The 20,665-nt window shown below is 47.5% G+C and carries 18 protein-coding genes; 12 read left to right on the plus strand and 6 right to left on the minus strand.

All coding sequences use genetic code 11. The features are described from left to right. Positions 1-169: 169 nt before the first annotated feature. The 5 genes from R7040_RS19210 to dsrO all read right to left on the minus strand — a co-directional run bounded on the left by R7040_RS19210 (position 170) and on the right by dsrO (position 7,011). Complete coding sequence (locus R7040_RS19210; protein WP_213967574.1) at positions 170-1,222, minus strand: c-type cytochrome; 1,053 nt, start codon at positions 1,220-1,222, stop codon at positions 170-172. Positions 1,223-1,230: 8 nt separating this feature from the next. Next, complete coding sequence (locus tag R7040_RS19215; RefSeq protein ID WP_373921435.1) at positions 1,231-1,794, minus strand: c-type cytochrome; 564 nt, start codon at positions 1,792-1,794, stop codon at positions 1,231-1,233. Positions 1,795-2,003: 209 nt separating this feature from the next. After that, entirely contained in the window at positions 2,004-5,099 is a 3,096-nt protein-coding gene (locus R7040_RS19220) for a tetrathionate reductase subunit A (protein ID WP_318081390.1), read from the minus strand. A 17-nt stretch (positions 5,100-5,116) separates the two neighbouring features. After that, the gene (gene nrfD, locus R7040_RS19225; protein ID WP_104979539.1) at positions 5,117-6,247 is read right to left on the minus strand and encodes an NrfD/PsrC family molybdoenzyme membrane anchor subunit; all 1,131 of its coding nucleotides are present in this window, start codon (positions 6,245-6,247) and stop codon (positions 5,117-5,119) included. Beyond that, positions 6,244-7,011: a sulfate reduction electron transfer complex DsrMKJOP subunit DsrO gene (dsrO, locus tag R7040_RS19230; protein ID WP_064354168.1), complete on the minus strand. Its 768-nt coding sequence runs from the start codon at positions 7,009-7,011 to the stop codon at positions 6,244-6,246. The genes nrfD and dsrO overlap by 4 nt, the downstream gene beginning before the upstream one ends. A 178-nt stretch (positions 7,012-7,189) precedes the next feature. On the opposite strand from dsrO, the gene R7040_RS19235 reads away from it, so the two are divergent. From R7040_RS19235 to R7040_RS19255, 5 genes are all read left to right on the plus strand, one after another. Continuing rightward, positions 7,190-9,022 (plus strand): sensor histidine kinase, encoded by a 1,833-nt coding sequence (locus R7040_RS19235; protein ID WP_064354167.1) that lies wholly within the window; start codon positions 7,190-7,192, stop codon positions 9,020-9,022. A 25-nt stretch (positions 9,023-9,047) separates the two neighbouring features. Beyond that, positions 9,048-9,650 carry a response regulator transcription factor gene (locus R7040_RS19240; RefSeq protein ID WP_085569768.1) on the plus strand — a complete coding sequence of 201 codons (603 nt, stop codon included), beginning with the start codon at positions 9,048-9,050 and terminating at the stop codon, positions 9,648-9,650. A gap of 102 nt (positions 9,651-9,752) precedes the next feature. Continuing rightward, the gene (locus R7040_RS19245; RefSeq protein WP_033905718.1) at positions 9,753-10,151 is read left to right on the plus strand and encodes a hypothetical protein; all 399 of its coding nucleotides are present in this window, start codon (positions 9,753-9,755) and stop codon (positions 10,149-10,151) included. Positions 10,152-10,215: 64 nt separating this feature from the next. Beyond that, on the plus strand, positions 10,216-12,327 hold the full coding sequence (locus R7040_RS19250) for a protein-disulfide reductase DsbD family protein (RefSeq protein ID WP_085569769.1): 2,112 nt from the start codon (positions 10,216-10,218) through the stop codon (positions 12,325-12,327). Continuing rightward, positions 12,324-12,839 (plus strand): protein disulfide oxidoreductase, encoded by a 516-nt coding sequence (locus R7040_RS19255; RefSeq protein WP_258469982.1) that lies wholly within the window; start codon positions 12,324-12,326, stop codon positions 12,837-12,839. Before R7040_RS19250 ends, R7040_RS19255 begins: the two co-directional genes overlap by 4 nt. Before the next feature lie 49 nt (positions 12,840-12,888). On the opposite strand, the gene R7040_RS19260 is transcribed toward R7040_RS19255, so the two are convergent. After that, a complete protein-coding gene (locus R7040_RS19260) occupies positions 12,889-13,110 on the minus strand; it encodes a hypothetical protein (RefSeq protein WP_064354163.1) in 222 nt (73 codons plus the stop codon). A 423-nt stretch (positions 13,111-13,533) separates the two neighbouring features. Between R7040_RS19260 and R7040_RS19265 the strand changes: the two genes are divergently transcribed. The 7 genes from R7040_RS19265 to R7040_RS19295 all read left to right on the plus strand — a co-directional run bounded on the left by R7040_RS19265 (position 13,534) and on the right by R7040_RS19295 (position 20,619). Continuing rightward, the gene (locus R7040_RS19265) at positions 13,534-14,346 is read left to right on the plus strand and encodes a TIGR02594 family protein (RefSeq protein WP_005385788.1); all 813 of its coding nucleotides are present in this window, start codon (positions 13,534-13,536) and stop codon (positions 14,344-14,346) included. 2 nt (positions 14,347-14,348) lie between these two features. Continuing rightward, on the plus strand, positions 14,349-14,783 hold the full coding sequence (locus tag R7040_RS19270; protein ID WP_017821643.1) for a hypothetical protein: 435 nt from the start codon (positions 14,349-14,351) through the stop codon (positions 14,781-14,783). A 217-nt stretch (positions 14,784-15,000) separates the two neighbouring features. Then, a complete protein-coding gene (locus R7040_RS19275; protein ID WP_064354161.1) occupies positions 15,001-16,134 on the plus strand; it encodes an efflux RND transporter periplasmic adaptor subunit in 1,134 nt (377 codons plus the stop codon). Beyond that, positions 16,127-17,398 (plus strand): TolC family protein, encoded by a 1,272-nt coding sequence (locus R7040_RS19280; RefSeq protein ID WP_064354160.1) that lies wholly within the window; start codon positions 16,127-16,129, stop codon positions 17,396-17,398. The genes R7040_RS19275 and R7040_RS19280 overlap by 8 nt, the downstream gene beginning before the upstream one ends. Then, a complete protein-coding gene (locus R7040_RS19285) occupies positions 17,395-18,609 on the plus strand; it encodes an ABC transporter permease (RefSeq protein ID WP_064354159.1) in 1,215 nt (404 codons plus the stop codon). The genes R7040_RS19280 and R7040_RS19285 overlap by 4 nt, the downstream gene beginning before the upstream one ends. Positions 18,610-18,611: 2 nt before the next feature. Next, positions 18,612-19,895, plus strand: a complete 1,284-nt coding sequence (locus R7040_RS19290; RefSeq protein ID WP_064354158.1) for an ABC transporter permease — start codon at positions 18,612-18,614, stop codon at positions 19,893-19,895. A gap of 22 nt (positions 19,896-19,917) precedes the next feature. After that, positions 19,918-20,619 (plus strand): ABC transporter ATP-binding protein, encoded by a 702-nt coding sequence (locus R7040_RS19295; RefSeq protein WP_141135643.1) that lies wholly within the window; start codon positions 19,918-19,920, stop codon positions 20,617-20,619. The last annotated feature ends 46 nt before the right edge of the window (positions 20,620-20,665 follow it).

The following is a 20,665-nucleotide window of genomic DNA, read 5'->3' on the forward strand; positions in this document are numbered from 1 at the left end:
CGTTTGGTACAAGATTTTACGGCGAAGATGAGTATGTTGGAAGTCGAAAATAATGTGATATTGCTTGTCTGTGGAGGGGGGTAATTACTTGTTTTTAAGGGTAAGTAACCCTGCCCAGATAATCAGAGCAGGGAAAAAGAGCATTTTATTTAAGGTACTTAGTTGTACTTTACTTGACCGTTCCGCTCTTAAAGGCATTGGAGCCGACTTGCGTACCGTTGAGCGTTTTGCCGTAATAGCCTTGGTGCTGGTGATATTTCTCCGCGTTTGCGGTGACATTGCCTTTGAATCGAGGATCTTGTGGACGCTCATGGCTGTTGACGTATGCTGCGACATCCCAAGCTTCTTGCTCTGTCAGCTGCACACTTTTCCCAAGCGGCATGTTTTCGTAAATAAAATAGGCCGCTGTGTTAATCCGGTGCATACCTGCGCCCCAGTTATACGCATATTCGCCCCAAAGTGGTGGAATGTATGAATGGTCGTTGGTGTCTTTGATGCCTGAACCGTCGGCGCGATGGCAAGTTTCACAGTTCTTTTCGTAGACCAATGCGCCTCGCTCTATTGATGGTTCTTGCTCAGGGGCGGCGATTTTTGGGTAGCCACGCCCAGAGAGATTACCCCGCTTTTCAATTGGTAATGCTTGTGCGATGGCTTCGGGCAACGGGAAGTCTTTTGCTTTTCCACCAATTTGCAACGTTTTTGCGTCTAGTTCTGGAATGGGTTCATCCGCCATACCATGTTTGTCAAGCAAGCCGCCCATCGCTAACCAGTAGGCGTAAGCACTAAGGGCAACAATTTCTGTCGAATCGTAAGCGGGCGCTTTACCGTTCATGGAATACTCGAAACAACCTTGGATACGGTCAGCATAGCTGTTTACGCGATCGTTTTTCTTACGATATGCCGGGTATGCCATGTAAGCTGCCCACAGTGGCGCAGCGTTTGCTTTTCGTCCTGCCTCCATATGGCAGTTCACACAGTTTTGTTCGTTGCCAACGTATTTTCCGCGCATTTGTTGTGAGTTAACAAAGAGCGAGTAACCGCGTTTTACTTGCTCACCAAATGCGGTGTTTGGGATTGTGCTGAGATCACGCGGTTTTAAGTATTCACCGTGATTTTCTTTTTCTATCGCAGGTAGCTCTTTCTGGCGGTCCGGTAACAGATCGTTAGCTAGTACGAGCGTAGAAATGAAAGGCAGTGCGAACAAAGAATAGAAACGTTTCATGACTGCTCCTAGTAACGTAATGAGGCAAAGTAGTAAGCAAGATTTTCGATCTCTTTGTCAGTGAGATTTTTTGCGATGGTCCCCATCATATTGAGCGGGTCGCCACTGCGAGTGCCGTTTTTCCATGCCATCAATTGCGTTTTTAAGTAATCAGCATGTTGGCTTGCGAGGCGAGGGAACTTGTCGACGCCCATACCGCTGGCTCCATGACAAGTTGCGCAAGCTGGAATGTTTCTATCCCAATCGCCTTGGAAAATTAATTTACGATACGGGTTACGAATATCAGCTTGGTCGCCGCGTTGTTCTGGATTCGTGAACTCATAGCTCGGGAGGTTAGCAAAGTACTCCATCACTTCCTTCCGATCTGCGGGATCGCTGAGTTCCTTCGCCATGCCTTGCATGACCACATTTTGGCGTTCGCCACTAAGGAATAGTTCGATTTGAGTGTTGAGATAATTCATGTTTAAACTTGCGATCATCGGCGCGATATTTGGCTGTCCCATGCCATCTTGGCCGTGACAACCGCTGCACACGCTGGCTTTTTCAGGAATAGACGAGGCGCTTGCGCCCATTGTGGTTGCCAGCAAACAGGCCGTCACCACAGGTAGTATTTTTGACATGCTGACTCACTTTAATTGTTATTAATATCTCCAAGTGTCTACTGTGATAGTGACTTGGATGCTGTATTGTCGGCTTTGTCAATAACTAAAGGTATTGTGGATTTCCACATATTTAGAGGGTGTGAAGAGCTGCTAAATGGCAGCTCTTCAGGTTTGGTTGTCTACCAAGCTTTGCGGATTTTGGCTGGTAATGATTGGCGAGCCGCGGCTCCTACCACCCAATCCAACAACACGCCTTTCCCTTCTCGAGTTGGGTCAATTAATCCGATGTCGTTAATGTTGACGCCATCTTGGCTGCGCGTTTTTACTGGTTGCTGTTTATCGCCGATCCAGTGCGAGCGTTGTCCTAGCTCGGTATGACCAAACCCATGTTCAAATCCGAGTGTGCCAGGGCGAATTCCACTGACTATCATCGCAAGTGCTTTGGTGCTTGCAGATGGTGTCTCGATAACAAACTCATCACCCGTTTTAATGCCTGCGCGCTCGGCATCGATTGGATGGATGTACACTGGGTTTACGCCTTTAATCGAGTTCAACCTTGGCGATAGGTTGGATACCGCACTGTGAATGTTGGATTTAAAGTTCGTTAGGCTGAAAGGCCATTCTGAGCTTGGGAACTGGTCTTCCATTGGTGTGCCATCGGCCAGTTTTTGTGGATGCCATGTTGGGCAACCCGTGTAGAAATCACCGGTCATGGTGTTTCTTGCGCTGCCGACACGTTCATTCCATATCGCGACAGGTCGTGTCCATTTGTGCTTCATTTGCTCACCTTGATACGCTTCGGTTGCATTTTCAAAACGTCCACCGCGAGCAAAAATAAACGCCACACGTTTCATCTCATCCGCTGTCAGCGTCTTCTGCATGGCTGGCATTAAACGCTCTAGGCCGGACCACGCAATGTCTTCTGCCGAAACTTCAGGCACCCCGCCTTTCACATAAGCCAAGTTTGCCGCGGAACGTAAGTAGAAATCTTCAGCGCTGTGGAGAGCGAGCCAATTCCCTTGCGCATCTTGAATCGCGTTGTCACCAAAGCCGCCTAGTTGCATTTTCTTGGCGACATCAATCAAAAAGTTTTCTAAGCAAATCGAGCGACCGTCGGCGGTTTTCTCTGTTCGTGCTTCCACTATCGGCCAACGAGCGGTGACGGTTTTCACCGGAACGTCGTGCCAAGGCGTTGCCATACCCCAGCTTTCGTAGGTGACCGTGTCCGGCACAATATAGTCCGACAATGCGGTGGTTTCGTTAATGAACGCATCAACAGACACAATCAAACCGAGCTGCTTTGGATCTTTAAGCTTGTCTTCCAGCAGCGCTTTCAAACCGGGTACACTATACATTGGGTTCGCCATGTGATTGATCCACGCTTTAACGCGGTATGGATAACCATCAATAGCCGCAGATAGGTGCTCTGTCAGCAGTGGCGCGGCAAACGGATACCAAGGCGCGCGAGTTGGATAAGGGGATTCACCAGCCTCAACGCGACGTTTGTATTCGCTTGTTTTGTGGTAGGGGAATTTACTGCGCGACAAAAAGACGCCTTTCGGGCCGACTTTGCCAGCAAATTTGGTGAAGTCGTAACGAGGACCCGCAGCGGAAGTTGGGTAGCCACCCGCTTTGGCCATCGCGCCGCCTTTCATATTTATGTTACCAATCAACGCATTGAGCATCATGATGGTAAACGAGTTATAGAACCCATTGGTGTGCATGTTGCCACCGTGGGTATCGACCACCGCTTTTGTTCCGTGACTGGTGAAGCGCTTTGCTAGTTCAACAATTTGTTCGACAGGGATTTCACATTGTTGGCTGTAGAACGCAAGGCTGTATTTGAACGCCTCTTCTTTGAGTCTTTGTAGAGACGATTTTACGCGCACTTCGCCCGATGCAAGCGAAACCGTTTTATCGACAAACAGTGCCGCTTCCTCTTCTTGGGTATGAACACCAAATTCGCCGCTTTGCTCATCCACGATGACGTATGGGTCGGAGTCAGACAACGCTTCGCCCTCGAATGGCAGATTCAAGTCCGACGCGCGTAAAAACGTGCCGTTTCTCGGGTGCTGATTATCGCTTATCACGAGATGCGTAGCATTACACCAGTGCGCGGTGCCGGCTCGCTTCATCGCGTTTGCCCCCGGCTGCGCCAAGAAGGTTTTGTTGTAGCGTTGGTTTTCGATGATCCACTGGATCATGCCAAGCACGAGGGCAGAGTCGGTGCCTGGTTTGATTGGTACCCAGCGGTTGTTGTCACCGGCAGCCAAGCTCGATGAACCAGCAGGCAAACTTGGTGTGATGATGGTGTATTCCAAGCTACCTTCTGTTCGCGCATTGGCGAGTTGGCGCGCCTGACGCTTAAAAGGGTTACCCGCTTGAGCTGGTGACATACCGATGAAGATGATGTATTCCGCGTTATCAAAGTCTGGCTTCAAGTGCGCGTTCTTATCTAAATCGTTCATGAATGCGCCGCTGCCAGCACGAAATGCGTAGCCGCAGTAAGAGCCATGATGCCCAAAGTTACGCGTACCATAGCTGTTGAACGCGAAGCGTTTGAATATGTCGTCTCGGCCTTCGTTACCGGCGTTGGTCATTAACAGTTGGTTGGCTTTCGGTCCATATTCTGGGTTTTCAGGATCAACGGGCGTTGTTAAATCGCGAATGTCGCGTAAGCCATCCACATGACCTTCACCAAATAAATCACCGCCCTCGACGACTTCTTCTATCAGTTGTTCGTAACTGATCGGAATCCATTTTCCTTCGCCGCGTTTTCCAACTCGTTTCAGTGGCTGAGTAATGCGGTACGGGCTGTTGCGAATTTCTAGCATCCCATTGCCACGTGCGCATGCTGTTGAACGACCGTCAAGGCCCGCTTCTCCTGCCAAACTTAAATAAGCACCTTTGACTGGCGTTTCGAACGGAATGTGTTGCTGATGAGAGAGTGGGTGATATGGGTTGCCAGTAATACGCAAAATCTCGTCGTTGCGGTTATCAATGCGTACACGCAATCCGCACAGTGACCAACAACCAAAGCACATCGATGGTGCAACGCGCTGATTTGGATTAGGGATTAGGTTGCCTTTGCTGTTGACCGTGTACTCTGGTTCAAGCGAGTTACCGTGGTGAATATCACGCGTTTTTTCTCCCGCAGTGCCTTCGAGCGCACCCTCGACCATGTGTTTGGTGGTGGTGGCGTAACCCGCAGCGAATGCGCCAAGCCCACCCACTGCAATGCCTGATTTCAAAAACTGACGGCGTTTGTTATCCATGATGAAATCCCCTTTGATTAGCGTTCAGTTAAGGTGGGTGATGAGGCTTTTACTTCGATCTTTTGTTTTGGCTGAACCAGCTCCGAACCGAGCAGTGCCAGTGCAAGCCATAATCCGAGCATGCCGATAATGCCTATCCAGCCATTTCCATCCATAGTGAGTTGGTATGGATACAGCCCTGCATCGAACTTGGCGATGGTTTGCACTTCCATGATGGTAAACCAGCGAATCAGCCATGCACTTTCCAGTGCGGCAGCAGACACAAAACTGAGCCCTATGACGTGACGAAATCTGGCTGATGCGGACTTTTTGGTATCGCGCAAGAAGATGAAAGCGAGCAAAACACAACCTAAAACGACAAAAGTGAGCAGGGCAATGTTGTGCATCCATTGTTCGCTAGAATAGAGCGAAAATGCGGAATTGTTGGATGCCCAAATCGGTAGCAGTATCAGCGTTAATACACCGCTGGTAACCACTGATTTTTTCAGTAAATTAGTATCGCCAGATGTCAGCGTCTTTGGCTGACTAGGCAGCAGTAACCAAATCAGCAGAGAAAACCCGACCGCGCCCATAAATGCAGTAACAAACCAAAGAACCGGCGACGCGGGTTGGTGCCATAAAGATCGCGATTTAACGACCGCAATTTCAGCGCCTGTGTAGACTGCAATGGTGAGGCCTGATAGCACCGTGATGGCGGACACCATAAGCATGGCTCTACGAGAGAGCGCCCAGTCACCCAGTGACAGCTTTGAAATTAGAGGCAGTACTTTTCCTGGCTGATTACGTAAGTTGATCAGATCCTGGCGGAGATACAGCCATGCGGTTACTACCGCTAAACCTGAGAAAACAGGCAAGAAAAGCGACCCTAAAGACATCCATGACCACGGAGTGATGTGGGCGTAAAAATGCCATGCGCGTCCCGGCTGGTGAAGGTCGCCAGTTAACGCTAATGGCCCCACGATGGCGCCGATGGCCAGCGTCAGAACAAGCGCAGCGCGCAGTCTGTGACTGGTGTGTCTTTCAAATAATAGGGCGATCAGGAATAAAACAGCAGCCGCATAAGCCGAACCGATGTAGAAGAAATACTGCACCGCCCACGGGAGCCAAGCCATCGCTTGAGGTTGGACTAACACTTCGGTGATGTTCATGCGCGATCTCCTTGTGGGTCGTAAATAGCAGGTTGTCCGTCGATGTGGCTGGTGAAGCGTTCATCCATGCCGATGTAAAACACGTGAGGCTTGGTGCCTTCATTGGGTTTTAGCACTTTGATATCGTCTTGGTGCTTCGCAATTAAGCGGCGGACTTCACTTGATGGATCATTCAAATCACCAATTACACGTGCTCCGCCAACACAGGTTTCCACGCAGGCAGGCAATAGACCTTTTTCTAGACGGTGAGCACAGAAGGTACATTTATCTGCGGTGAGGGTGTCTTCATTGATAAAGCGAGCATCGTAAGGGCAAGCTTGTACACAATACGCACACGCTACGCAGCGACTGTTATCCACCATGACAATGCCATCTTCGCGCTGAAAGGTTGCTTGAACCGGACACACTGCCACGCAAGGTGGGTTGTCGCAGTGGTTACAAAGGCGCGGTAGCATAAAGGCTTTTGCTTCTCGCGTGGCTGTAGAGCCATCATCTAACGTAACTTCGTATTGCTTTACGGTGGTTCGGAATTGACCGATTGGCGCTTGGTTCTCGATGCTGCAACCCACAGTGCACGCTTGGCATCCGACACATTTACGCAAATCTATCACCATGGCATAACGCTTGCCGACTTGTCCTTTTCGGTCAGCGGACTGGTTATTTCGAATAATGTTTCCCGCAGTTGCCGTGCCAATGCCTGCGACTGGAATTAACGCGGCTCCGGCTGTGACCGCGCTGAGAAAGCGACGTTTGGTGGAATCCATAACTCACCTGCTTTTTTGTTGTATTTGAATTGACTGATTCCATTGTGAGAAATGCACTGCGAGGCTTATATTGTGGATTTCCACATACCCAGATCAAACTTGATCTAAAACAAATGTGGTTTAGGGAAGGTAGCTGTTATTCTTGTCGCACTCTCTTGACGGAACGATTCGACTCATCATGAAAAAAGCACTGTGGCTTCAGCTTTGGATTCTTTGCTTAGTTGCCTTTGCATCTTTGGCTCAGGGCTCAGTTTCTGAACAAGCAGATCTGCAAGGAATGCAAGAGCAAAAAGCAGAGCAGCCACAGGTCAAGCAAAAAGTCGAAGTGGGCGTGTTAGCGATACGCGGCCATCTTTATGCTGAGCAGAGATGGCAACCGACCATTGATTGGCTCAATCAGCAAATTTCCGATGTGCATTTTGTTCTTCATCCCCTTAACTTGGATGAAATGGGCGAAGCGGTGAAGTTTCAGACCATGGATTTCATCTTAACCAACCCAGGTCAAGCAGTGCGGTTGGGCAGGCAATACGCGCTGTCGTGGATGGCAACGCTAACCAGCAGAGCACCACAAAACTCGAATTACGGAATTGGTTCGGCGCTTGTGGTTCGAGCCAATTCAAGTTATCAAACGGTGCAAGATGTCTCAGGACGTCCCGTTGCGGCGGTATCAGAAAAAGCCTTTGGTGGTTATCTAACGATGCGCTATCAAATAGTCAAAATGGGGCTTAATCCAAACGATTTCTTTTCCGATGTCCGCTATCTTGGTTTTCCTATTGATGCCAACCTGTATCAATTACGTGATGGCAATGTGGAAGCGGCCGTCGTCCCTGCTTGTTTATTGGAACAGATGTTAAGTGAAGGGCTTTTACAACCGGGTAATTACCGAGTTTTAAATCAACAGCCGAACGAGCGCTCGTTATGCGCTGTTTCCACACCGCTTTATCCTAACTGGTCATTTGCCAAAACAGAGCGCGGCTCAGCTCAGATTGCCAAACAGATTGCGCAAGTATTGTTAGCGATGCCACCTGAACACCCTGCGGTTATTGCGGCAGGCGCGTCAGGTTGGACGTCCCCCGTCAGCTTGCTGAGCATCGACAAACTTTATCAGGCGTTGGATCTCCATCCGTTGCAACAACCTTGGTGGAGTGAGGCTCTACGCTGGCTGCGTAGTCATCAAGAATGGGCATGGGCGCTGTTCATGTTTGTGATTGTGTTGAACGCGTACCACTTTTGGCTTGAGTATCGATTTAGCAAGAGTAAGCAAGCGTTGGAGCAGACATCGTTACGATTAAAAGAGAAAAGTGAACAGTTAGAACATTCACAAAGGGTCGCGATTGTCGGAGAAATCGGCACTAGTCTTGCTCATGAACTCAATCAGCCACTGGCAGCCATTCGCAACTATAGTGAAGGCGGTTTACTTCGCTTGGCCAAAAAGCGCCCTCATGAAGATATTGTCCCTGTACTTGAGAAAATACAGGGCCAAGTTGAAAGAGCCGATGCAATTATTCAGCGATTAAGAACGTTGATTCGTAAGCGCAGTGTCGACAAAACGTCGTGCGATCTTCAAGTACTCATTGATGACACGATTGAGTTACTCCATTTTCGGATGCAGAAGCAAAACATTTCTATTGTGGCCAGTACAGAAGGGAACATTCGTCCGTTACTTGTCGATGCAGTTGGCGTACAACAGGTTTTAGTTAATGTGATCAGCAACGCGATTGATGCGTGTACTTTGTTCCAAGAGAAATATCACTCATCAGGTTATCAAGGTAAAATTGCCCTGCATTGCGATTACCAAGTCAATCAACTTTCCATTCGAGTGTTAGACAATGGTACAGGGTTGCAGCAAGAGAATCCGACTCAAGCATTTGTGAGTAGCAAAGAAGAAGGGCTTGGGCTAGGGTTAGCCATTTGTCGCGATGTGATGGAAATGCATGGTGGCGAGTTTGTCATCAGCTCGACAGCACCACATGGTTGTTTGGTTGAGCTTGTGTTTCCATATCAAAACTAATCTGAACTAGGCATAGGAGCATTCAATGAGCAGCGGTGAAAAGCAGCTACCTGTTTTTGTAGTCGATGATGATGAATCGGTGCGTGACTCGCTCGCTTTTATGCTGGAAGAGCATGATTTCAACGTGACGACTTTTGCTGATGGGCAATCTTTTCTCGATAAAGTGGACATTCATCAAGCCGGATGCGTGATCCTTGATAGCCGAATGCCCAACTTTCGTGGTCAGCAAGTGCACCAAATTTTAAATCAAGCCAACAGCCCGTTGGCCGTTATTTATCTGACAGGGCATGGTGATGTCCCGATGGCGGTCGATGCATTACAAGCTGGGGCGGTCAATTTCTTCCAAAAACCAGTCAAAGGCGATGAACTGGCACGAGCTATTTTGCAGGGACAGGCGCAGTCTGCCACAAACCTCGATATGGCAGTAGCTAAATCGGCTTATGAATCGCTCACACCTAGAGAAAAAGACATTTTACGTTTGATCATTGAAGGAAAACGCAACATTCGTATTGCTGACGAACTTTGCATAGCAATGCGAACGGTTGAAGTACACCGAGCCAATCTATTGAAGAAGTTCTCGGCAAAAACCGTCGCAGAGTTGGCATATATTTATGGCAAGTTAGATTAAAGCTTAGCGAGTGAAGCCTCTTAAGGCTATTTAGAGGATACAACTTGAGCTTTATGACGACTCGCGTATTATCTTCTTCGTTCTTACTTTATCTGAATTCTTATGAGTTTGTTGACTAAACGACATCACACGCCACATAAGCGGGCAAAATGGCTACTGGCGATTATTGGCTGGGTGGTCGTTGTGTGTCTGATGCAAAATTCAGGCTTTGCATCGTCATGCTCTATGAAATATGAGACGGAATCGCCCGCGGTTTCACTTACTGATGAGCGTTCGAGCGTCAAGTCGATTGATACTAAAGAAACCAGCAAGTGCGAATTGTCTGAAAAGTTAATTCAGTTTTCTCAACATCAACTCGATGTATTTATTGTTGTTCTGTTTGTGGGTCTTTTTGCTTCGGCAATTTGGTTGTGCAGTGCCTATATTGGTGCGCAACATTGGACGGAACCGATAGGCCGTAAGTATCGAGTCCATCTGACTTTCTGTGTGTTCCGAGAATAAAAGCGTGCTTTCTGACCACTAGCGTCAGTTATTTAGCACCTTTGTCTTTTAACTAGGAATCACTATGAATCAAATTACTAAACTGACTCAGTTTGCGTCCATGTTTTTTATGACGCTTGCTTTGAGTTTGCTCTCTCTGAGTATTTCAGCTCAAACTACTGATACAGGTTGGCTAACCAACCCACAACATCCTCCAGTGCAAACGCGCTTTGTGCTCACTGGTCAACAAGATCCGCAAGCCAAAACAATTACTGGTTATCTGGACGTCAAGTTGGCTGGGGACTGGAAAACTTACTGGCGTTCACCTGGTGAGGGCGGCGTAGCACCATCTATTGATTGGCAAAATTCACAAAATTTATCCAAAGTGGATTGGCAATGGCCGCACCCACAAAAATTCGAACTATTAGGTATCGAGACTCTTGGGTATAAAGGCGACACTTTGTTCCCCATGACGCTGCACGTCGAAGACATGTCCAAACCTGTCACGATTGATGCGGTACTGACACTTTCTTCTTGTACGACGATTTGTGTGCTGACCGACTATCAAATTCAATTGACGTTCTTGCCTTCTGATCTAAAAGTCGATGAAGACGTGATGTTCAGTTACGCTCAAGCAGTGAGTAACGTGCCGCAGCCATCGCCGTTTATTGATGTTACTCAGGCGAGTTGGGATGCGAACCAATCGAAACTACAAATCAAGCTACAGAACAGTCAGGGTTGGCAACAACCACAAGTGCTGGTGGATGGTGTCGATGAAGCAACGCGAGACTATAGCTTCAAGCTTGAAGGAATGCATCCAGAAGGAAACATCGTCACCGCGAGCTATATCGTTGATACTTGGCTGGGCGATGTGGAGTTAGATGGTCAGTCGCTGTTTGTGACCATCAAAGACACCAATTTACTAGCAGAAGAAACCACTCAAGCAACTGCTGAGGCAATAGTTGAACCGCTGCCGAGCACGTCTCTAACGAGTGTTTTTCTATTCGCGTTGCTCGGCGGTTTAATTCTTAACATTATGCCTTGCGTTCTTCCGGTTTTGGGGATGAAGCTAAGTAGTATTGTTGCCGCTCAAGGTATCGAGCGTCGTCAAATTCGCGCTCAGTTTGTTGCCTCGTCACTTGGTATATTAACGTCGTTCTGGATTCTCGCTGGTTTTATTTTGGTGCTCAAGCTAACAGGTAATGCCATTGGTTGGGGCGTGCAATTTCAAAGCCCCTGGTTCTTAGGTTTGATGGTGTTGGTCACCACTTTGTTTGGGGCCAATATGCTGGGGCTGTTTGAAGTCCGTCTATCATCGGGTACCAATACATGGCTGGCCTCGAAAGGTGACAACTCGTTAGCTGGACACTATGTGCAAGGGATGTTTGCAACCTTGCTTGCTACGCCGTGTTCTGCGCCTTTCCTAGGAACGGCCGTGGCGTTTGCTTTGGGTGCCGATGTGGTTACGCTGTTTGCTATTTTCACCGCCTTAGCGTTGGGGATGGCGTTGCCTTGGATTATGGTGGCAATTTTCCCAAGTATTGCGCTTAAATTGCCGAAGCCGGGTCAGTGGATGAACGTGGTCAAAAACGTATTTGGTGTGATGATGTTGGCCACCAGCGTTTGGCTACTGTCTTTGATGGCCAATCACCTCCCAGTGTTTTGGGTCATTTTCGCCGGTTTAGTCGCGTTTATTGTTCTGATGATTCGCGTTAAACGCGTTCATGGCGATAAAGCACTCGTGCTATCCGGCTCTGCATCGCTTATCTTAATTGCTGGCGGGCTGCTACTTGGTAGTATCACTGCCGACCAATGGGCGACACCGCTTCCTGAGGACTTAGCGTGGCAGAAGCTTTCTAACTCGGCGATTGAAGATCACGTCAATAATGGGCGAGTGGTGTTTGTGGATGTCACTGCGGATTGGTGTGTCACGTGTAAAGCGAACAAGATCGGTGTGATCTGGCAAGATCCTGTCTACTCATTGCTGCAAAGCCCTAATGTAGCGACGTTAAAAGGGGATTGGACACATCCGGACGGCTCGGTAACTGACTTTTTACGAGCTCATGGGCGTTACGGTGTGCCGTTTAACATCGTCTATGGCCCGGCAGCGCCACAAGGTATCCCGTTACCTGTGATTCTGACTGATGATGTTGTTTTAAGTGCGGTGAAGCAAGCGAGTGGGGGAGCTATTCAATGAGTTCGACAAAGCAGCGTAGAACATTCCGATATTGGCTCATTCAAATCGTACAGATGGTGCTCATTGTCACCGCGATTTCTATCGCGATGGATTGGTATCGCACTAAAGATCTTCCTAAACAGGAGTCACCACCATTGAGCTCAGTATTGAGCGATGGTGAATACTTCGATGCAATCGCGCAAAGTTACGAACAACCTGTCGTTGTTTATTTTTGGGCGACTTGGTGTCCCGCTTGTAAATTTGTAAGCCCAAGCGTGAGTTGGCTGAGTGATGACTACACCGTAGTTGGCGTTTCTGGATCGTCGGGACCGAATGAGCGTGTGGCGCAGTTTATGAGGGCAAAAGAATATCGTTTCGAAAACATAAACGATCCTTCAAGCGATATTATGCGCGAATGGAAAATTAGCGTGACCCCAACCATTTATGTTTTAAGAAATGGTGAAATTTCCTCCGTCACAACTGGCGTTACTACTCCGATAGGAATATTAGCGAGAATTTGGTTAGCTCGATAACGCAATAACAATCCGATATTCAAAATATTGAGTATCGGATTTTTTCTTTTTATTTTCTCGCTCTAACGGGAATAATAATGTGTGCGTATGGCATACCATTCCACATCTCGTATGGGCCATCATAACTTGAACCGGTTGGTCGAGAATCGAGCAACACTTGGTCTAGGGTAATAATCATCATGTGTGGTTCTTCCACAATCCATTGGTTATCGTCCGTTATTCCTTCTGAAAATGGGTCGGTGTTATTGGCGCCGCCATCACCCGCTAACATGCCAAAAAGTACAATTAACTGAAATGAAATTAGTTAAATAGTCAGATTAATAAATCAAAGCTCAATTTAATAAAAAATTAAAGTTTAATAAATTTAATTATAGATTGACCTTAAAAAGGAATTTTATTTAAATTTAAAATAGTAATTGATAGTTTCACTATGTTAATTTAAGTGTTCTCTTATAAACATTTTTCGTCTATTAATACGCATGGTTTAAAACATCTGGCTGTCCTGTTTTGAAGCGTGACCAAAAGATGCTAAATAGATGTTTTTAGTGATATGAGCTGAGTTTATTTGTAATCTATATTTTCAACACCTAATTTCCCTCGTATGGCTAATCGTATAAAACAACATTTTATCTTTATTGTTGTCACGCTAAAGCGTACTTTCTTAATTATATGATTAGTTATAAAGGTAACGAGAATGGGATTAAAAATCCGGGGCTCTGTTGGTATAAATGGCACTAATTCGAAAAATGATGTTAAAGCAGTTCAACAATTTTTAAATGATAACCAAAAGAGAATAGGTTTTACCCGACTGTTGGTTGTTGATGGCTCGTTAGGGCGGAGTCCTCATTTGTCGAAAACAGTAGAGGCAATAAAAGTGTGTCAGCGTAAGCTACTTTATATGGTAAAGCCAGATGGTCGGATCGATGTAAATGGTAGAACTCATCGTAAGCTCAATGGATTACCATCCTATAGCTCAGTGAAAAATGATCCTCATGATGCTCAAAAACTAGTAACCAAAGTACCTTGGATGAAAACAGCGTTGGGAGAAATTGGACAAAAAGAAGTTTCAGGCACTAAGGCCAATCCAAGGATTTTAGAGTATTTTACAGCATCTAAGTTCTGGGGCACTGATGACTCTGGAGGTCAAAATGCTTGGTGTGGTTCGTTTGCCGCTTGGGTTTTTAAACAACACGGAATCACTCCAGTAAAAGAAGCTTATCGAGCAAAGGAGTGGAAGGGTTTTGGTAAAAACATCTCAGAACCTATACATGGAGCTCTAGGGATTAAATCGAGAAAAGGTGGTGGGCATGTTGCTTTTGTCGTGGGAAAGAGCCCTGATGGTAGGCATTTGTACATGTTAGGAGGAAACCAAAGCAACCAAGTCAATATAGCAAAGTACTCTATTGATGTCTGGGACAAGTTCGTAGTACCGAGTAACTACGATGAAACAAAAGGTACTTTACCTGTATATACAAAAGGCTCTGTCTTAGCAGGAACGGAAAGTTAAATATGAAGAAATTTATAAGTTTGCTAGGCTGTGTGAGCTTATCAGCTTGTGCTTCACAGGGAGTGTACTCTCAGAATGAGGTACTCAAAGATGCGATATTTCAAACGCCCTATTCTGCAGTGGTGAAAATTACAGGTTTTGAAAAGTTTGCTGAACACGAGGAAGATGTTCTCTTTAAAGTTCAAGCAGAAGTGATTCAGAAACTTCGTGGAGACGTTGGGTCTGAGATTACTTTCAGTATGTATGGCGAGCTAGGAGATGAGCCCAATATACACAATGATCCTGTCATTCTCACACTATGTCGTGATAAAGATACATATTATTGGCCTGGAACGGGGGCTGAGTTTGGGGCTAATCAAGAGAACATATTAAACGCTCAAGAAACAGCTGCTCACTTGGATACAGATCAGCGCCATTTTGCACATTGTTCAGAATGAAAAGGGTGGCGGTTGAAACGAGCGGTTACAGAGCTTGTTAGTCGCCATCGTAGACAACGTCTTTGCTGAATGATTCTTTAGTTTTTGATTGTCAGAGCCGACTGACAAAACCATACCAACTGTGACAACCAAACCGCTATTAAAGCAGGATATTATTCCTTCAACTTTGTGTTTTAGGAGTAGTCATTAGACTACCCAATAATTGTTGGAATAAATAATGACGAAACGTTGGTTTGTCTCCGCTGTGAGCTTCGCGCTGCTCGGCGGTGGTACGTATTTCTATCTCCAATCTGCTGCTCAACCAGAATTGCTGCCTACATTGATTGTGGAAAAAGGCACGATTGAAAAACAAGCGGTGGCTGTTGGTAAAATTGTCCCTGCACACTCCGTGTCTATCAAGTCACAAATCGACGGTATCGTCGGTGAAATTTACGCGAAAGTTGGTGAAAAGGTGAAGCAAGGCCAACCGCTGATCAAAGTGCGTCCAAACCCAACCCCCCAAGCATTAACGGATGCATCGGCAGAACTCATGCGTAGCGAAGCCGATCTGGAATCCGCCAAACAAAAAATGTCCAACTTAGAAAGCTTGGTCAAGCAGGATATTATTCCAAGTAACTACGACGAATACGTAAGTGCGCGCTCGGCAGTCAAATCTGCGCAAGCGGACGTATTGCAAAAGCGCCAGAATCTCGAACTCATCCGCAGTGGTGAGGCGTCGATCGGCGATGCGCGTTTAACGTCGACGATCTACGCGCCAATTGATGGCACGGTACTCAACCAGAAAGTTGAGGTCGGAGAGCCGATCATTTCGACTCAATCAAGCCAAGCCGCGACTGAAATGATGTCATTGGCCGACATGAACAGTCTGATTTTTAAAGGTAGCGTCAGTGAGCATGATGCTGCGCAGTTGTCTCCGGGAATGCCCGTTATGTTGACGGTTGCGCCTTATCCTGATGTGGCGATTTCTGGTGTGCTAACCAAAGTGGCGATTCAATCTGAGAACCTCAACTCACCAGAGGGCAATACCTCGGCAAAAAGTTTTGATAACGGTTTTGAGGTTGAGGTGGGAGAACTCAAGATCCCACAAGATGTGTTGCTTCGTTCTGGTTTTTCATCGACGGCTCAAATCATTCTGAAGACTTCTGAAAACGTGCTCACGCTACCGGAGCGCGCTCTGCAATTTGATGGTGACGCACCGAATGTTCTGATCCCCGATAGCTCAGAACAAGGGTTTCATAAACAACCTGTGAAACTCGGTCTGTCAGATGGCATCAATGTCGAAGTGCTTGACGGCGTGGAGCTTGATGAAGAGGTTATCGACAACAGTATGATGGGAGCGGTGCATGGTTAAGCTGCAACGATCAACAATCGCCTTTGCATTGTTGGCTGCCACGCTCAGTTTGCCGACCTACGCAATTTCTATTGAACAAGCTTGGCAACAAGCAAAGCAGAACGATCCAAATTACGAAAAAGCGAAAATCGGCGTCCAGCTTGGCGAGGTTGGCGTACAGAGTAGCCGCAGTGCGTTATTACCGGGTTTAAGTGCTAGTGCGTCAGCGGATTGGAATGAGTCCTCAAGCCATTCCAACAGTTACGGTGCTACCTTATCTCAAACTATTTGGGATAGCAGTTTGTGGTCGGAACTGGATCAAGCGAATGCCAATTATCTCAAAGCACAGTTAGAGCTATCTCAATCGCATAACGAGCTTGCGCAGAAGTTGCTCACCGCTTACCTAGATGTGGCAAGCGCACAGGGCGACCTCAAATTGGCGCAGTCCAAGCTGGAGGAGGGGAAGGAACTTCTCAACATCATTGAGAAACGCTATCGAGCAGGCAAAGTGAAGTCGGTTGATGTTGAAGAGATGCGAGCGAATCAAGTCTCTGAGCAAGCAAGTATCCTCAATGCAAAAGCCGATCTCGAAGTGAAAAAAGCAGAGCTTGCGGCGTTAATCAATCAAATGCCGGAGAGTGTCGACCAAATTCGAACGGATTCTTTGATTCAGCCGCCGATGCTGGTGGACTCTCAGGAGCAATGGCTAAAACTGGCGAAAGACAGCAGTCCAGAGCTGTTGGTGGCGGCGCAGATGGTGAAAGCGAGCGAGTTCGCGAAAGATTCAGCTAAAGGTGGATACTACCCGACCGTCAAAGGCAGTGTGGGCTACAGCGATGGTGACAATCGTTCAAACGGCGAGTTTAACGCTGGGATTAGTTTGAGTTTGCCGATTGACCTCAATGGTGCAGTGCGAGCGAAAGTGGACGAAGCATCGTTGAACATTTTAAGCGCCAAGCAAGATATGCGTAGAGTGGAAATTGATATTCAGAAACGAGTTATTCAGCAGTTTACTCAGGTCGATATCAACTGGAATCAAGTTTTGATAGCGAACGAGCTGGTTGAGTCGCGCGCCAGAGTGTTGCAAAGCAAAGAGAAACTTTACGACGCTGGTCTGCTTGAAGTGTCGGAAGTTATCAGTGCACACAACAGCTTGTTTGAGGCGAAAAACAGTCTGCAAACCAACTTGTACAGCTACTGGCGTAAGAGAATCGGCTTACTGGAAACCGCAGGGAAACTCGATGACGATACCATGGCGTTGATCTCTCGAGCTTTTCATTCATGAGCAGTCTATTGCAACAAACTTGGCAAACGTTGATGGCGCACCGCATGAAGAGCGTGCTGGCCATTATCGCGATTGCTTGGGGCGTGATCTCTGTGGTGGTGTTAATCGCACTTGGCGAAGGCTTTTATCGCCATCAGACCCAGTCGTTTTCCTTTATGATCAACAATGTGCAAGTGGTGTTTCCGTCGAGTACCAGTAAACCGTGGCAAGGGTTACCTTCAAGACGACAAATTGATATTCCACAAGAAAAAGTCGACATGATCAAACAGTCGGGCTTCGTGCAACAGGCGTCGAGCGTTTACGCCAAATGGGATGCGAATATCACCAATCTCAAAGGACAGAACTTATCGAGTACGGTCAGCGGTATTGATACGTCTTACTTTCCTTTAATGCAACGCAAGCTGCAATCCGGTTCGAGAAACCTGTCACCAAGTGATATGGAAAACCACACTCGCGTGGCAGTGTTAGGCGATCAAATTGCGCAAATGGGCGGAATCCAAATCGGGGATAGGCTCAAAGTCAACGGCATTCCGTTTTTGGTGATTGGGATAACCGTTGGTGAGGACACTGGCATTTCATTCGGCGATAGCCGCACGGTTTTCATTCCTCAAACAACGTACCGCGATTTGTGGGATGCGAAACCTTGGATGGTATTGATGAAGCCGAGAGAAGGGATGGATGCATCGTCATTTCGACAAAATATCGTGAACTTTTTCGCCAAGCAGCTTCATTTTGACCCAAGTGATAAAGATGCGGTCGAATTACCCGATTTTAGTGAAGGTGCGGCGGTCATCAGTGGAATTTTGCGTGGCATTCAGATTTTTCTCGGAGCGAGTGGCGCGATGACCATGGCGGTCGGTGCGCTTGGCGTTGCCAACATCATGTTTTTATCTGTCACGGAGCGCACGCGTGAAATCGGTGTGCGTTTGGCGATCGGGGCGACTCAAAAATCCATACTCAGTCAGTTTATTCTTGAGGGGCTTATTTTGGTAGCCGTGGGCACGGCATTAGGTCTGATGTTTTCGTATGCCGTGGTATCTGTCTTAAGCAGCATGGCATTACCGGAATGGATTGGTTTGCCTGTGATCACGCCAGATTCCATTGCTTGGTCTTTACTTGTGACGCTTATCTTGGCATTGATGGCATCGTATTTCCCAGCAAGGCGAGCATCGCGTCTCACGCCAGTCATTGCTTTGAGTGCGAGGGCCTAGTCATGTTGTTACCGATGAGACAAATTTTCCAAGAAATGGCTGCAGAAAAGCTGAGATTGGGTTTGACCATTCTGGCTGTAGCGTGGGCGACCCTCTGTATCGCTGCTATGTTGGCGGTAGGTGAGGGTATTCGTCAGGGCGTATTGAAAACCGCACAAAATGGTAACGGCAACTTGATTTATTTGACCGGAGGGATGGCCACCGTCGACCACGGTGCTTTTCACCAAGGTAAATTTCTGACATTAAAAATGGACGATTCAGAGGTCGTTCGAGCGTTACCCGATGTAAAAAGTGTTGCGCCAACTGCGAAGTGGAAAGAGCGCATCACCGTTGGTGATAGAAACTCATGGCAAGAGCCGTTAGCGGTCACGAGCGAGTTTCAATCCATGACCAATTTGGTGCCGATGGCGGGGGGGCGATGGTTAAATCCACTCGATCAAAAAGAGACGCGCAAAGTCGTTGTACTGGGTTATGAACTGGCAGCCGACTTATTCAACCCGAATGAGGACTTTAGTTGGTTTGCGACAGTCACATTGCAAGTCAACCCTGTGGGGAAAAAGGTAAAAATCGGCAATGAGGAGTTCACCGTTGTGGGCGTATTGGAGAAAAACAGCGCTCAAATAGAGCTGGGGGATCTTATCAACTATTCCAGCTTTGTGCCGTTAGCGACGTGGAAGCGATTTCATGTCAACGGTGAAATTGGTGGCATCAATGTGCAGCCACAAGCGAATGTAGACCGAGAAGCCTTAGCAAAGACGATAAGGCAAGTGATTGCCCGTAAGCACGGGGCAAGTGTCAGCGATGAGCAGATCGTCCAAGTCGATGATATGTTCCTTAAGCAAAAGAGTATGCAGCAGTTCCTGATAGGTTTGCAGAGTTTTCTTGGCATTATCGGCTTCGTGACGTTAGCTGTTGCTGGCGTTGGCATCGCCAATGTGATGTATGCCACCGTAAAGCGATCTACGCGTGATATCGGCGTGCGCATGGCAGTCGGTGCAACCCCAACGGCCATTCGCATGCACTATTTAGTGCAGTCTTTATTGACAATGTTGATGGGGGGCGCGCTTGGGTTAGCCGTGACGTACGCGCTGGTGTCTGCCATCAGCTCCATTCCTTTAGAGGGCAATGCCTTTTATGAACAATTGGGTAAACCTGTCCCTGAGTTGTCGTGGGTCGTTGTCGCGATTGTCATCCTCACCTTAATGATCATTGGTGTGGCCTCGGCATGGTTACCTGCAAACCGAGCCGCAAAAGTCAGCCCGTTGGAGGCGCTACAAAGTGAATAACAACAATAACTCTGGAGAGAACATGTCGAAGCCGCTTGTTGAGCTGACCAACATCTGCAAATATTACTCAAGCGGGGAGGCGGAAGTTCGCGCGCTAGACGGCGTTGACTTAACCATTAATCAAGGCGAGTTTCTTTCGATTCTTGGCCCGTCCGGTTCAGGCAAATCAACGTTGATGAACATGCTCGGTTGTTTAGATAAGCCCACCGATGGCGAGTACCAACTTGGCGGCCAAAACGTCGCAAGTTTAAGTGCGAATGACCTAGCTGGCATTCGTAACCAAAAGATCGGGTTTGTCTTCCAAAGCTTTAACTTATTGGAATACGCGACGGCGCTCGATAACGTGGCGCTGCCGTTGGTTTACTCTGGCATCAAAGGCAAAGAACGTCGCCAGCGCGCCGCCAAATTGCTAGAGCAAGTCGGGCTAGGGGATCGTTTAGACCATAAACCAACCCAGCTTTCTGGTGGTCAAAAGCAGAGAGTTGCGATTGCAAGAGCCTTGGTCAACGACCCTCAAATCATCCTAGCTGACGAGCCAACCGGCGCGCTCGATTCAAAATCTGGTGCTGAGATCGAAGCTCTGTTCAACCAACTCCACGCCGAAGGCAGAACATTGATCATCGTGACGCACGATAACGCCCTCGCAGAACGCACCAAACGCATCATCACGATCAAAGATGGCAAGGTGATTTCGGATAGAGCGCCGGTAAGTAGGGAGAGATGAGCTTTTCTTAATTGAGAACTGAGTTTTAAGGGAAATAGCGATACAG

It is taken from the genome of Vibrio sp. 1069 (genome assembly GCF_033340555.1).